Origin of the sequence: Nocardioides panaciterrulae, assembly GCF_013409645.1 — a bacterium.
GTDB classification, from domain to species: domain Bacteria; phylum Actinomycetota; class Actinomycetes; order Propionibacteriales; family Nocardioidaceae; genus Nocardioides; species Nocardioides panaciterrulae.
The window spans coordinates 89,585-103,767 of record NZ_JACCBG010000001.1 but is presented as its reverse complement, the minus strand read 5'-3'; the positions used below and the strand labels follow the sequence as shown (position 1 = coordinate 103,767).

At 65.3% G+C, this 14,183-nt stretch carries 12 protein-coding genes; 7 read left to right on the top strand and 5 right to left on the bottom strand.

Annotation, left to right across the window (positions count from 1 at the left end; all coding sequences use genetic code 11):
• Window positions 1–27 precede the first annotated feature (27 nt).
• From BJZ21_RS00555 to BJZ21_RS00540, 4 genes are all read right to left on the bottom strand, one after another.
• Window positions 28–1,023 (bottom strand): nuclease-related domain-containing protein, encoded by a 996-nt coding sequence (locus BJZ21_RS00555; RefSeq protein WP_218851212.1) that lies wholly within the window; start codon window positions 1,021–1,023, stop codon window positions 28–30.
• An 87-nt stretch (window positions 1,024–1,110) separates the two neighbouring features.
• On the bottom strand, window positions 1,111–1,827 hold the full coding sequence (locus BJZ21_RS00550) for a TIGR02391 family protein (protein WP_179661969.1): 717 nt from the start codon (window positions 1,825–1,827) through the stop codon (window positions 1,111–1,113).
• Between the two features lie 10 nt (window positions 1,828–1,837).
• Window positions 1,838–4,429, bottom strand: a complete 2,592-nt coding sequence (locus BJZ21_RS00545) for a DEAD/DEAH box helicase (RefSeq protein ID WP_179661968.1) — start codon at window positions 4,427–4,429, stop codon at window positions 1,838–1,840.
• 9 nt (window positions 4,430–4,438) lie between these two features.
• The gene (locus BJZ21_RS00540) at window positions 4,439–6,580 is read right to left on the bottom strand and encodes a DNA methyltransferase (RefSeq protein WP_179661967.1); all 2,142 of its coding nucleotides are present in this window, start codon (window positions 6,578–6,580) and stop codon (window positions 4,439–4,441) included.
• A gap of 292 nt (window positions 6,581–6,872) precedes the next feature.
• On the opposite strand from BJZ21_RS00540, the gene BJZ21_RS00535 reads away from it, so the two are divergent.
• From BJZ21_RS00535 to BJZ21_RS00505, 7 genes are all read left to right on the top strand, one after another.
• Window positions 6,873–7,331, top strand: a complete 459-nt coding sequence (locus BJZ21_RS00535; RefSeq protein ID WP_179661966.1) for a hypothetical protein — start codon at window positions 6,873–6,875, stop codon at window positions 7,329–7,331.
• Between the two features lie 419 nt (window positions 7,332–7,750).
• A complete protein-coding gene (locus tag BJZ21_RS00530; RefSeq protein ID WP_179661965.1) occupies window positions 7,751–8,338 on the top strand; it encodes a hypothetical protein in 588 nt (195 codons plus the stop codon).
• A gap of 41 nt (window positions 8,339–8,379) precedes the next feature.
• Window positions 8,380–10,026, top strand: a complete 1,647-nt coding sequence (locus BJZ21_RS00525) for a DDE-type integrase/transposase/recombinase (RefSeq protein ID WP_179661964.1) — start codon at window positions 8,380–8,382, stop codon at window positions 10,024–10,026.
• A gap of 83 nt (window positions 10,027–10,109) precedes the next feature.
• On the top strand, window positions 10,110–10,925 hold the full coding sequence (locus BJZ21_RS00520) for an AAA family ATPase (protein WP_179661963.1): 816 nt from the start codon (window positions 10,110–10,112) through the stop codon (window positions 10,923–10,925).
• Window positions 10,925–12,124: a hypothetical protein gene (locus tag BJZ21_RS00515; RefSeq protein WP_179661962.1), complete on the top strand. Its 1,200-nt coding sequence runs from the start codon at window positions 10,925–10,927 to the stop codon at window positions 12,122–12,124. The genes BJZ21_RS00520 and BJZ21_RS00515 overlap by 1 nt, the downstream gene beginning before the upstream one ends.
• A 17-nt stretch (window positions 12,125–12,141) precedes the next feature.
• On the top strand, window positions 12,142–12,825 hold the full coding sequence (locus BJZ21_RS00510) for a helix-turn-helix domain-containing protein (protein ID WP_179661961.1): 684 nt from the start codon (window positions 12,142–12,144) through the stop codon (window positions 12,823–12,825).
• 124 nt (window positions 12,826–12,949) lie between these two features.
• The gene (locus tag BJZ21_RS00505; RefSeq protein ID WP_179661960.1) at window positions 12,950–13,402 is read left to right on the top strand and encodes a hypothetical protein; all 453 of its coding nucleotides are present in this window, start codon (window positions 12,950–12,952) and stop codon (window positions 13,400–13,402) included.
• 359 nt (window positions 13,403–13,761) lie between these two features.
• Here BJZ21_RS00505 and BJZ21_RS00500 read toward each other — a convergent pair whose 3' ends face one another.
• Window positions 13,762–13,965 (bottom strand): hypothetical protein, encoded by a 204-nt coding sequence (locus tag BJZ21_RS00500; RefSeq protein ID WP_179661959.1) that lies wholly within the window; start codon window positions 13,963–13,965, stop codon window positions 13,762–13,764.
• Window positions 13,966–14,183: the final 218 nt, after the last annotated feature.

Below are 14,183 nucleotides of genomic sequence, written 5' to 3'. Positions count from 1 at the left end.
ACCGGCGATCAGGCAGGACCTCGGACGTCACGACCGCCAGGTGGTTGACCGGCGTGCCGCCTCATAGATGGCGTCGAGTGCCTCGGGTGTGTGGATGTCGCCGTGGCGCAGGAGCCACTTGGCGAGGTTGTTGCGCCAGGTGACGCTGACTCCGTCGGGCTGGGTCTTGATGACAACGTCGGCTGCGTTGACGGTGACGATGAGACCTTCGACGTGGACCGGGAAGCCGCAAGCGGCAGTAAGCAGTTTGGCTGCGCGGGCGGCCTCGTGGCGGCTGTTGCGGATGTAGGGCTGCCGGTTGCCGTTGACCATGAAGGTGTTCCCGCCGACCCAGATTTTGGCCTTGGGGTGGTGCTTGGCGTTGACAGTGAACACTCCGCCGGGGCCGACGACGAGGTGGTCGATGTCGGAGCCTCGCTCGCCGACCTGAATGGCATGTAGCGCCTGCCAGCGGGGGTCCTTCTTCGCAGCCTTGGCGAGTTGGGCGGCGACGAGTTCTTCGCCGTCCGCGCCGATTCGCCAAGCGCGTTCGTCGGTGTGGACCCCAAGGACTCGGGCGAGGACAGTCTTCACGGGTGCGGCGTCGCGTGCGGCTTGCGCCTGCTCTCGTGCCTCGGCACCGGCTCGGTTGGTAGAGAGGTCCACCCAGGGCCGGGGTGTGGCTTCGTCGGCAGTTTCGTGCGTTGTCGACTCGACGACCTGCAGAGGCACGGGGTCCGGCGGCTCCTGACCTGCAGGATGTGGCTGTTCGATGGGCGGGGCGGTCCATCCGGTCTGAGTGAGGTCGACGGTGTCGCCGGACTTGGGGGCAGTCGCGTCTGCCTCTGATCCGTCCTCCACTTGATCGGACATCCAGTCATCTACGGCATGGGTGAGGGCGGGCAGGTCATCCTGGCTCTCCGGGTGCGCCTCGTTCGTGGTGAGGTCCCACCAGCCGACCTTCACCCCGTCAGGCCGCTCGACGTACAGCCGGTCCTTCCCGTACCTGCGCCACCGAGTCACTGAGCACGTCGCGTTCTCCATGCGTGAATCATCGGAGAGACTGCACGCCCACTACAGCGGTTCTGAGGAACTGCGCTTCTCACCCATCCGTGGCCCGGCGAGGGGCGATTACTCAGACCCCGCCTGCTTGGCGAGAGCGGCGTCGATGCGCCGGTGAAGAAGGCTGGCGAAGCCGAGGTACTCCAGCGCCTGCTGCGGGTCCCCTGCCTGGAAGAGTTCGTGCGCCCCGGGGTTCCGGATGCCGAGCATGGCTCCCCGAAAGATGTGCAGGAAGCCTTCTCGTTCGTCTTCGCCGCTACGCCCTTCGTGGCTGGCCACATCGAGGACGGAGCCGTCCATCTTGAAGGCGTCACCCATGAGCGCCGCGCCTGACTTAGCCAGGCCGGTGGTCTCGCGGACGCGAACCTCGATGGACTTGAAGGCTTCGGAGACGGCGGACTCATAATGGCCGTCAGCGAACAGAGACCCGGCCGCTTCCTGCACGGCTGGGTGCAGGTTTTCGAAGGTCAAGCGTCGCACCGGGGCTACGCGCGGTGGCGGGGCCGCGCCCCATTCCACGTGGATGTGGTGCATGTTGCGAGGCCCCATGTTGTTGACCTTGACCTTGCGGGCGAGTCGTCGCTCGACACCGTCGGGTCCTCTTCGGGGGTCCGGAACCTCAACCAAGTCGCCCTCGAAGATGGGGGTGTCGACTTCGAAGAAGCCCGACTCTCCCTGAATGAGGGCGTCGGCCTCACGCGTCTCTTCGTCGTCAGTGCCCGGGTTGTGGATGATCTTGGCCTTAGTGATGCCGTGGCTGCTTCCGATCTGCCTGATGAAACTCATGGCTTCCCTGTCAGTAGTTGCTGGCCGCACTGCTGAGGTACAACGTCTCCGCGTCGTCGGCGTCGTGGATGGCCTTGCGCACCCTGTGGTTGGTGAGGTCGAGGACTCGGAGGGTCTTGTCCTTCATCTCTGCGATGGCTTCGACGCGGTGGAAGTCGTCGGCATGGTCGACGGTGAAGGTGGCGAGGCCCCGCAACTTGGGGAGGGCGTCTCCGAGGTGGAAGCCGTGGGGGTCGACGATGGACACCTTCACGTCGTCCTCGGTGCCAGTGAAGAAGATGAAGTCAGGGCAGAGCCGTCGCCAGTTGTCCTTACCGTCCTTGTAGGCGATGGCGAGGGAGTCGTCGGAGGCGCGTCCGGGGTTTCGGTACCAGGCGAGGAACCCGGGCTGCTTCATCTCGCTTTCCAGCACGCGGGTTTCCCATCCGTTGAGCACACCGATGGGGAACGCTCCGTCTTCGTCCGACATGAGGTGGCTCGTCTTGGTATCAACCTTGTTGCCCTCGGCGTCCTCGGTCTCCTCCGCGCGAACCTTGGGGCGGAGGATGTCGATGCGCTGGGGGTCGGACGACATGGCGATGATGTCGTCGTAGACGGCGCGGCGGTCGTCGCCGAGGCCCTTGATGGCCACCCGGTACTCGTCGAGCCACTTGCGGGCGATGGCGTCGGCTTCCCGGTCGAGTTCGGCCTGCACACCGTCGACCTTGGCGAGCGCGGCGACCTTGAGGTGTGCCTCGAACAGGCCGTCGTCGTCTCCGTCGGCGACGGCGATGTGGTCGGCGTACTTGCGGGCGATGTCCGGGGAGAGGACTCGTCCGGCATCCTTGAAGTCAGCGTCAACCGAGCGCTCGTCGGCGATCTCGGTGAAGGTACCTGCGACGGCCACCTTGTTGGTGCCGACCCCGGCAACGATGGTTTCGCCTTCGACTTCGAGGATGGCGTCGCTGGCGGCTTCGACCTTGTCCTTGTGGCGGGCCATAAGCCCGTCTAGAACGGAGAACAGTTCCTTGTAGGCGTCCTTGCGGGCATGGGGTCGCAGGTTGTCCTTCGAGAGTGCCTGTGCGAGTGCGGTGAGCCGCTTGGTCGGCTTGGCGGCCTTGCGAGGCAGGGTCTGTGAGGGGATGTTGTCGAACGCCTCCCAGACCGCGTCGGGGATCGCCTTGTTGGCCTTCATGTCGGCGGGCTTGAACAGCACCCGTCGTCCTTTGCCGCCTCCGCTGTCGCCGGAGCCGTCGTCGCCTTCGGCCTTATTGCCGAGGAGGACTTCTGCGACGGTGGTGGCGGTCTTGCGGTTGAACTTGGGCAGCACACACTCGACCGAGTTCAACCGGTCGTGGCCGGAGATGCGACGTGCAAGCGGGGTGCGGACCATACGGCCCAGCAACTGGGTGATGTGCGTTTCGTCGGTGGCCGGTCGGAACGAAGCCAAGACCTCCGCACGGGGGCAGTCCCAGCCGGTGGAGATGGCGTCCTTGGCGAAGAGGATGCGGATATGGGTGCGGTCCTGCACCTTCTCGGGACTGACGTAGGAGATGACATGTCCTCCGACGTCCAGTGGCGTGTGTTCACCGAAGACGTGCGCGAGCGCGTCAGCCGGAAGGTCGGGCCACTCGTCATAGATGGTGGTGACGGCGTCCAGTAGCAGGGCGTCAGACGGGGTGTTCGGCACCTGTACGACCAGAAGGGGGACGACCGGCTCGGTGGGCGGGTCCTGTGCCTCGGCGTACTCACGCCACAGGGTGGTCGACTCCTTGATCTTCCGCACGGCTCGTGCCAGTAGCACCGTGTCAAAGGTGCCCGTCTCGGCGGGGAAGTCGAGTCGGATGTCGTCCTTGAGGAGCCCGGACTCCTGCACGCGCGAGGGGTCGACGATGACCGACGGGTACTGGAGCCTGCCCTCGGACTCGGCCATCGCGGTGTTGAACCGCTCCACGGTCGCGGAGATGCCCAACACGACCGGGACTGCGGGAGTGCCGTTCGCGCCGTTAATGAGTCGCCGGACGATGGTCTGCTTCTCAGCCCTGTCGTTCTTGTTCGGCTTGCGCATGCCCCGGTGCGCCTCGTCGAGCACCAGGTAGAGAGTGAGGCGCTCGTCCTCGATGGTGTTGCGGATGGTGTCCCACATCGTGAAGGCGCGCAGGTCCGGAGACGCCTTCCGGTCTACCAGTGCGTCCTGTTCGTCGCTCGGGGCTCCCTTGACGAGCAGGGAGTTCTTGGACAACTTCTGGGCGTTTAGGAAATAGACCCTGCCGGGCTCCAACTTCTCCTGGTTGAACGTGTTCCCGATGACGACCAGACGCGAGTGCGGGATCCGGTCACCGGCCTCCATGAGCCGGAACCGGGTCTGCTCGTTCAACGAGGGGTCATCGGTGAACCAGAGCACCACCGCTCCGGGGTCGGCAGCGAAGTCGAAGTCGTCGTTGCCGTCGAACAGCGACTCGACCACGGCAGCCGCCATCACGGTCTTACCCGCACCCGTCGTGGCGGTCAGGGAGAACGCGACTGGACGACCCTTGCGGTGCCAGTCGTCGTGCGCGTCGGCCAGGTTGCGCAGCACCTCGCCCACCGCGTCGTTCTGGTAGTCCTTCAGCGTGAACCGCATGGCGACGCGTCACTCCCTGCCCGTGTTGATCGTGAAGTTCGTCAGGTACGACTCGTAGAGGCGCACCGGTTCGACGTGTGCCGGGAGGTCCGAGCACACCATCTGGTAACTGCGGTCGTCGTCGGTGACGATGAACGCCATCCGGACCGTCTCGGACTTCTCAACTGCTTCCAGGAAGTCGTGTGAGTAGTCCATGTCGAACAAGACTCCGTAGGTGTCCGCAACGTCGAAGTCCTCCGTCGCCGCCACAACGCGGCGACCCTGCGCCCCTGCCTTGAGCCACAGAAGCGGTGCGATCGCGTCGAAGGACCGGTTGTGTGCCACAGAGCGAGGCGCTTCGTAGGTCATCGAGAAGAACTCAACGTTCTCCTCGAACCCGTCGGACATCGGGAACTCGTCAATGAACTTGTAATCGCCCTTGACTGGCTCACCCTCCGGCGTGCGCCCCGTGATAGCGGCCTCAATGCGTGGCTTCGTGATGTAGTCGCAGACGCCGAGCGCTTCCCACTCGGCGTCCCCCGGCCTCAGCCCCCTGCCTCGCAACCCCGCCTGCTCGTCGTCCGATACCTCGTTATTCGTCACACTGATGGAGCGTCGATGTCCGTTGTCCTGACGGTTCAAACGCATCACAGCGTGAGCAGTGGTTCCCGACCCCGTAAAGAAGTCAACAATCAAGGCATCGGGCTTTTCGTCGACGAAGAACCGTAGAGCGTCCTCCACGGCATACAGCGACTTGGGATATGGGAACGTGCGGTCCGGCAGAAGTGAGCGGATCATTCCAACACCACCAGACCCACCAGCATTATGAGAAGCAATGCGCCACTGAGTCCCTGGGATGTAGCGTGGGCGGTAATCAGCATCATCAACGATGACCGAGCCGTCCAATCTGCGACCTTGAACGGGAAAAATTCCCGACTCAATCTTCGCTTGTTCGCCGCTCGTCAGGAATGTAACCGTTGTCTGGGCTTCTCGCCATGCGCCGAGCCTTACGTAGCCCTTGTCAATTAGGTCACGAAGGGTTTGTGGTGAGACTGACCACGTACCTTCTTCGCCGACCCCGCGGATCGGCCAAACAGCAACCGCCCCCTCTGGAGCGCTTAGACCACCCCATCCGGCACCAGTGAATGTCTCCCCTACGGAATGAAAGAGCGCAGTGCCGTTCTTGTTCTGGATGAAGATGGGATAGAAAAGATTGGGTCGCGCGGTTCTTCGCCCGTTTGCGCCTTGGCGCTGCAAGGTAGCCCAGCGGAGCGATTGCGCACGAGCGTCGCTTACCACTCGCCACTCGTCGGACAGTTCCAGTCCACTCGGGGCAGCGCTGCCGAACATGACAAAGAATAGGTATTCGTCCGTTCGACGAAAGGTGCCAGTGCGGGCGGAGCCCTTCGAGTTGATGACCGAAGAAACCATGGTCACCCGAGCAGTTGGAAAAGTCTGCTCCAGTAGCAAGCCGAGCCGGTGGACTTCCTTCTCGTCGATGGTGACGATTAGTACGGAGTTCTCGGGGTTGAGCAGCCGCTGGGCGACTTTGAGACGGCGCTCCATGAAGGCGAGCCACTTGGAGTGGCGGTAGATGTCGTCGGAGTCGACGTAGTCGTTGTTGTACTTCCAGTCGCGTGCGCCGGTGTTGTAGGGCGGGTCGATGTAGATGGCATCGACCTTGCCTTCGTGGGTGTAGAGGAGCGCTTGCAGAGCGTGGAAGTTCTCGGCGTTGATGACGGAGTGGTACGGCTTGTCACCGCCCCGTTCGACCTTGCCGGTGGAGATGAGGCCGGGGTAGATGGGGTCGCGGAACTCCGCCACAACGACGAGGTCCTCGATGGCACGTGTCGTGGTCTCGTGCTCGGAGTCTGGAGTGTCTTGCCGTACCAGGGTGGCCGTGCGACCGTCTGTGGTTCGCTGAACGGCCACGACGCGCCAGAGCCGCTGGTCGAGGCCCTTGGTAGAGGCTCCGCGCTCGGGAAGGAAGCGCACCTTGTCGCCCTTGCGGACAGGTCGTCCTGGAAGTTCGACGGTCTCAGGGGTGTGGCGTTCGAAGTTGAGCCCGAACTCACGGCGTTCACCAAGAGCCTTGACCTCGTTGGCGAGGTCGGCTGCCAACTGCGGGTCCTTCTGCTCGACCTGTCGCAGCAGGTTGCTCAGCGTTGACACTCGCACGCTCCGTTCTGACTTGCCGATGTGTATGCGTCGACATCGGCAGACTTGCCGTCAGCCGTACTCCGGGAGCAAGGCGCGAGGCATACAGTCCGTCAATGCGGTCCAACCCTAGGCAACGGCCGCGTCTCAGTCGGCGTAAACGACCCGCCCGGGGTGTCACTAGCGTGTTACCGAAGCATCCTGGCAGCCAGGCCGCAACGCACCATCACTTGGGACCACACCTGGGCGCTGGTCTGTGCGCGTCACTGACTCGCATACACGGCGTCAACGCCTAGGGTCGGGCTGCGTGACCACCCCCTCCTCCCCCCGACGGTCCACGAGCGTGTCGGGACCCCAGAAGTGGTGTTCTCCGCCGGAAGCGTTCGGGCAGTTGAACGTGTCGAAGAGGACGTGGCTTCCACCCAAGGGCAACGACCTGGTGGAGGTGGCGAAGTTCCGCGCTGCGGTGATGCAGCACGTCATCTGCCTGCGCGTCCGCAAGGCCAAGAACGAGGAGACGTTCGGCCCGGACGGACAAGAGCGGCTTACCCAGGAGCAGTTGGCGGCCCTCGACCCACGCCCAGACACGCAGAAGCGCTGGAACGCTCGACTGTGCGGGCGGGCGAACCTGACGACCGCCGACATCGCCACCCTCATGGTCATCCTACCCGGCGCGATGCCGAGCGAGGACGAGGTCCGTACGTTCATCGAGGTGGCAGAGAAGCGCATCGAACCCCCGGACTGGTGGCGCTGGCCCGACCGCTAGCACCCTTTACCCCACCGATCGCGGCGTCGGCAAACGGCAAAATATGCCGGGGCATCTGGTGCCACGGAACGGCGTGCCAGGGCGTCTTTTGCGGCATGTTTTGGGACGGAATCTCGACAACGATTCCTGTCATGAACAACCGCTCCTCCGCCGCCAACTCGGACGTACGGACGACTAGCGTCGACGTCCAGGCCACCGTTGACTCGGCCATCCGTCCGGACGCTACGGTCCGTCCCACTGAACTCCCGTTCCACACCAACGGGAGCGCGGGCCACGGGGGTCCACTGAACAGCGAGTACGTCGAGGAGCAGTTCGCATGGCAGTCGGGTTCAGAGACCAGTTGGTCCTCTGCCCGTCCCGGCACGGGTTCCACTAGCCCGAGTCGCAGGCGGCGCGGGCCCGGCTCCCTTGGAGTGCTCATGCCCACCCTCCTTCCCCAGTCGACCCCGTTCACCGGTCGCGGCACCAGCGACCTCGGCTCGCTGACCCACGGGCTCATTGGCTCCCACATCCAGTTCCTCTCCGATGGCCAGGTGCCGTCGAACCTGCTGGAGCGGATGTATGCGGTCGCCTACGCGCTCATCGAGGCCAACCCGAACGCGACGCGGGTGCTGGCCACGGAGGCGGCCAGCCTCGCCTTCCGCTACCTGACCGAGTTCCCCCCTAGGCCGCCGTGGCGGCTGCTCGGCGTCGAGTACGACACCGGCGAAGGACCGGTCGACCTTGCATGGGCCAACACGTCCACCAACGAGATGTTCTTCGATGAGGTGAAGACGAGTCGGGTCGCCACGGGTCGCCAGGTGCCGTCGGCCTGGCTGGCGCAGACACGCCGCTACGCGGCTGCGGGGGCGGCTGCCATGGGTGAGTCGTTCCTCGGGGTGCGGCTCGTGCCGCTGATGGCGGCCGACACCGCCCGGCTGGTGCGTCATGGGGAACCGGTGCGTCTGCTCGCTCACACCGCCGAGGCCCCGCTACGGCTGGCTGCCCGTTCGGGGGGTGGTCGCTGATGGACCCTCGGACGGAGACCGAGTGCAAGGCGACTCACGAGTTGAAGAACGCGGTGGTCACGGCGCTGTTGCGTACCAAGGAGGAGCGCGGGGAGGTGTCGGCAGCCGACGTGCGTGACGCTGTTCGGGTGCTCGGGTGTTCCGAGCGGACGGTGTGGCGCTGGGTCCAGCGTGGAGGGGTGCCCGCGTCGCAGCGCAAGCGCTGGGAGCCGGACCCTGAATACCGGACGTTGCTGATGCGGCACGGCGGGAGCATCGCGGACCTTCGCAACTCCTTGGCTGCAGCCGGTAAGGAGACCGTCAGCACCCGCACCATGCAGCGAGCCTTCGCCCGGGAGTATCCGACCGCGCTGCTGACGTTCGCCCGGCAGGGCTATGACGCGGCCGCCGCGCAGTTGCCGACCAGCCGGATGCCCGACCTGGAAGTCAACGAGGAGTGGTCGATGGACGACACCCAACTGCCGGTGTGGTGTGTTCTGCCTTCCGGCCGGGTCGGCAAGGCCCAAATGCAGGGCATCATCGACGGTTGCACCCGCTACATCCTGTCGGTCGTCGTGTCTCCGTACACGTTCAGGACCGACGATGCGGTGGAGAATCTGGCCACCGCGATGGCGGGCCACTACACCGAGGATGGGGTGTTCATCGGCGGGAAGCCGCAGGCGCTCCGCACTGACCGGGGCAGCATCTTCGTCACCCGCGCGACGTCGATGGGTCTGGTGACAGAGAAAATCGCCCGCAGGTACAGCGCCCCCTACACGCCGCAGCAGAACGGCAAGATTGAGCGGTGGCACCGGTACAAGTCGGTGTTCAAGCACCTGCCCGGCTTCGACTGGTCCGACTACAAGCAGGGTGACCGTCGCAAGAAGGTGGAGCCCCCGGCGGCTGATGGTCTGCTGACGTTCGAGGAACTCGCGGTAGAGGTCCTCAAGGCCGTGCGCCACTACAACACCCAGCGCGTTCACTCGGCTCATGGGCTGACCCCGCAGGACTGTTGGGAGCGGGAGGTGAGCCTCAACCCCGACCTCGTGCGTCAAGTCGATGGCGTGGCGCTGCGTGCGTCGATGCGGCAGGAGGACGCCCGCATGCTGCGGCGTCGGCGCATCGAGTGGGACAACCGGACCTACAACCTGCACCCGCAGTCCGTCCAGGACTCCGATGAGGACGAACTGGCCATCGAGCGGCGGCGCGCGCTCATCGACGCGGCTGAACAGAGCAAGGTGACCTTCCGTTACCTCCCCGACCGCTACCAGTACGTGTCGGTCTACAACGGGCGCGGCGAGTACCTCGGTGACGCCGTATGGGACAAGTACCAGAGCGTCGCCCAGGCTGGTGAAACCGCGCAGACACGCCGCAGGCACATCAACACGATGACCGCGCATCTGGAGGAAATCGCCAAGCGTGACCTCATCGCCATTGCTGCTCGCCGCCAGATGGTGCTGGACGAACTTGAGGCTGAGCGGGCAGACCACCGACAGTACGACGCGCCAGAGAACGAACCGGACATCGTCGACGCATCGGAGGCCGAGCCGGGGACCCCGGCCGACCCCGGTGGCCGCAAGTCCCGGACGGCCAAGGTGCCCTCCAAGGACAAGGCCGGAGGCAAGCAGACCCTTCGCGAGCGGACCGAGGCAAAGCGTCGGAGCGATGCCACCGACGCGGCTACCTGGACGCGCGCCGCCACCGGCTGACCCACCCCCCCCCCGCTGTCGGGGCCGACAGCCGGTCGGCCCCGTCCCCGAACACACCCTCAACCCATCAGAAAGGCAACACCATGACCATCACCGTCGACCCCAAGGACGACTCCTCACCCCTCAAGCAGCAGACGCCGGTCCCGCTCACCGCCGGGCTCTTTCCGCCCGTCCCGGACAACATCGCCGACCTGCTTTCCGTCACCCAGTCCCTCACGGCGACCCGGATGGCCGTCGACTTCCGTGACATCGCCTGCTTCAACGGAGCCCCCGGCACCGGCAAGACCACCGCCGTCACCCTTGCCACCCAGCAGGTCGGCGGCGTCACCTGGAAATACTGCATCCCGCCGCAGAAGGCGACCACCAAGGGCGCGATGCTTGCCTTGTACGAGTCCGTGTTCGGCTGGTGCGGCCCGCTGAGTGAACGCGAAGCCACCGACGCACTTGCCCGTCGGCTCTCCGAGGGCGACCTCGGTGTCGTCATCGACGAGGTTCACCACGTGGGGCTGCTCGGCATGCAGCAGTACCGGCACCTGTGGGACCGGGCGACCATCTACCACGAGCCGTTCCCGATGATTCTCGTCGGCTGCGACGTCCGCGAGACCCTGGCGCGGGCAGACGAGGTCCGCACCCGCGTCGCTCGCTGGGTGCTGTTCGACCACATCCAGCACCCCGACGACCTCCTCGTCCTGGCACACCAACTGCACCCCCGCCTGGCGGTTACCGCCCAGTCGGTCCTCGAACGCATCAACGAGAACATCACCGACGGCAACATCCGCGCCTGGCACCAGTTCGCCAAGCACATCGACTACCTGCCCTCCACCACCGGCAAGGGCAAGCCCAAGGCGATTGCCGGTGAGGACGTGCGCCGCCTCCAAAACCTTCTCGGAGCACGCTGATGAAGGTCTACGTGAGCGAACTGCCATCGGGAAACCCGCCTGCCCTGCTGCGGGGACGGTTCTCCGCCGAGCACGGAACGTTCGCGTTGCTCATCGGCGCGGCCGAGAAGGTACGCGGAAAGCGCACCCGCAAGACAGTCTCGATTCCGTTCTTCCACTGCCTGGGCAAGAACCTCGGCACCGTCGGTTCATACACCGGACAGACCAGCGAGTTCCGCTCGCAGATTCAGCACTGGTTCACCGCCTACGACGCCCGCCACCTGACGGTCTTCAACGGTGACGTCCTCTTCCCGGCCACGATGCAGGCAGTGTTCGAGTACGCAGCGACCGTGCCGGAAGTGACGTTCGTGTGCGAGCCGGGCGGATACGAGCGGACCCGCGCGGCAGTGCTGGCCGCCGGGGTCACGCCAGAGCAGTTGGCGTGGGACGACCTCCTGGACCGGCTTCCTCCGGTCCCAGACTCCGAGCCGCTGCCCGAACCCGCCTACGGCATGGAACACCTGCCCACGGTCGACTTCCTGCTGTTCCGGCACCACGCCCGGACCCTCAACGAACCACAACGCTTCACGGCCATCGACGCCAACTACCGCGCGGCCTACGCCGCTGCCACAACCGTCGAACCCAACTTGGACAGCATCGTCGCAATGCTCGCCGAGGTCACCCGGACCGCCACCGACACCGCCCCCATCATGGTGGCGTTGCGCGCCACCCAGGTCGCGCTCCTCACACGCGGCTGGCTTCTCAACGCACATCAGGACAAGGCCATCGGAACGCTGTGCTCGGTCCGCTCCCCCAACCCCACCGACGCGCACTGGCGCGCGCTCCACGGTTACGTCCGCACCCCACGTGTCGCCGGTGTCGCGCTGTACCTACTCGACATCGCACCCGACGTCATCAACGCCGTGACCATCGCCGAGGTCGAGCGGTTCCTGCACGACGGACACGTGCGGGGTCGACCCCTGCCCGACCTGGCCCGGCCCCTCCTGAAAGCACACCTGGCCTTCCGTCGCGGCGAGAACGCGCGAGACGGCGACCCCTATCTCAACCAGAAGGGACCACGCCGCCACCTTGAAGACCTCATCGACGCCCGCCGCCACCTCGGTATCCCCATTGACGCCCGCTTCTTGCGCGGCGGCTCCCTGACCCACACCCAGCGCCCCATCTGGCGCTTCGGCCTAGAACTGCGAGACCTCACATGACTACGACCAGCCAGCCCGTGTTCGACCACCGCTACGTAGCCCACGTCTTCAATCAGCGCGGGTACCACATCAACGAGTTCGCCACCCGGCTCGACATGTCGAACGGCGTCGTCGAAGCCTTCCTGCGAGGCACCGTGGAACCCGGCGACCTGCGCATCGCAACGCTCGCCAACATGGCCAACCTGCTTGGAATCCCGCTCCACTCCATGTTCGCTCGCCCAGCGCCGCTGCCCGACCCGGACGACCTGGACCCGCACGCGCCGAACGATTCCGTCGCCGACGCGGAGCAACTCCTCGCTTGCATCTACGACACCGGGCGCACAACCCCCACGCTCATCAGCGAGGTCGCCAAGGCGTTCGAGTGGACCCTCGACCGCACCTACGCCGCCGCCGCAGAGGCCAGCCGCCGACTCCAGCCCGCGGGGCTGGCGGTCAACACCAGCCACGGCGAACTGTTCGTCACGCCCGTCAACGACCACCTAGACGCCCACAAGGCGCTCACCAACCGCAAGGTCTACGAGCGCGGCCTGAACTACAACCACTACCGGGCTGCCCACCAAATCCTCTCCCGGCAGGAGGTCACCGTGAACCGGTCCGCCCGCCAACGGCTTCTCACCCTCGGGGGGATGGTCAACCTCGGTGTCCTCACCCAGGCCAAGCAGCCAGCCTTCAGCGACGAAGCGCTCGAAGCGTTCCTGTAGGCGGCGCTGCCACCCACGCCACGGGCTCCCGCGCACAACCAAGGCCACGACCCGCCCCGAACAAGCCGGACACGACTCGCACCCGAGAGCCACGCCCCTACGAATGCAACCAGGAGAACAAGGCATGACCACCATCACGCAGAGCCTGTGGCTCCCACCCACCGACAGGTCAGTCATCGTCGCGATGCTCTTAGACGCCTGCTTCCCACGCGCGGACGCCGAAGCGTGGGCCGACGGCTCGACCTGGACGGCTGGCTCGTCCATCGTCGCAGCCGAAGCCATTGCCTACGACGACCACGTAATCCCGCTCGACGAAGCCATCGCATGGCACGCACAAGGGTTCGAGGCCGCCGAAGCCATCTACTTCTACGACCGCCGCTACACCTTGGAACAGGCAATCACTGTCATCAACCTCACGAACCAGGACATCGAATGGCTCGCCACCGGCCTCCCCGCCGACCGGGTCATCGCCTACCTGCGTGCCGGGGTAACCCTCGACGAGTACGGAGACTGGGAAAGCAGCGACGCGACCGATGATGCGCTCACCATGCTCGCCGCATTCCTCCAAGCGCCGTGAGCGCGGCACCGGCAGCGACATGAGGGGGCAACACGAGCAAGGGGCCCCGGTCGTCATGATGTCGACCGGGGCACCCGGATGGGGTTAGGCGGCGGCTATCTCAATCCAGCCGCGCCGCCGCGATTCCTGGTAGTGCTCCCTCAACTCCCGTTCAGCGAGCGCATCAAGGTTTGCTGGCAGAACACACCCGCCACCGCCGCCGCCGAATCCGTAGCCCGCGCCCTGGTCCGGCGGACACCGCAGGTCCGGGTGCACCTCGCGACCCACCAGGATGCACAGGTCGTGCTCATGCCCACTACGACATCTGACCTTCGCTCGCACACGGTGCTGACCACCCCGGTTGGGGTTCCCCGCGGCACTCACTTCTTCCTGCTGCCGTAGGGCGACCGGTTGGTCGGCTTGAGGCTCACGCCCAGTTCAGAGGCGTGTGACTGCACAGCCTCGGGAGTGCGCCCCATCTTCAAGCCAATCACCCTGGTCGGGGTGTTTTGGGACGCCAACTGCTTGAGCGACTTGTCGTCACTCGGCGTCCATGACTTGCCGTGATTCTTGGGTTTGGTCATCGTTCTGCTTCCTGGCGAAACAGACGGCTGAGCCCACCACCGGTTTGTGACTCGCCGGGCAGGCCCCCCATCTGAGGACGCCTGCCCGGCCCAGTGCTACGGTTCCCGAACAAGTTCCCGCTTGTATTCAGGTCCCGATGTCGGCTCGTCCCACGTCGGGACTTGCTATTTCACCGGCACACCGAGCGGCGACGCCGACTAACTACGACGGTGTAACT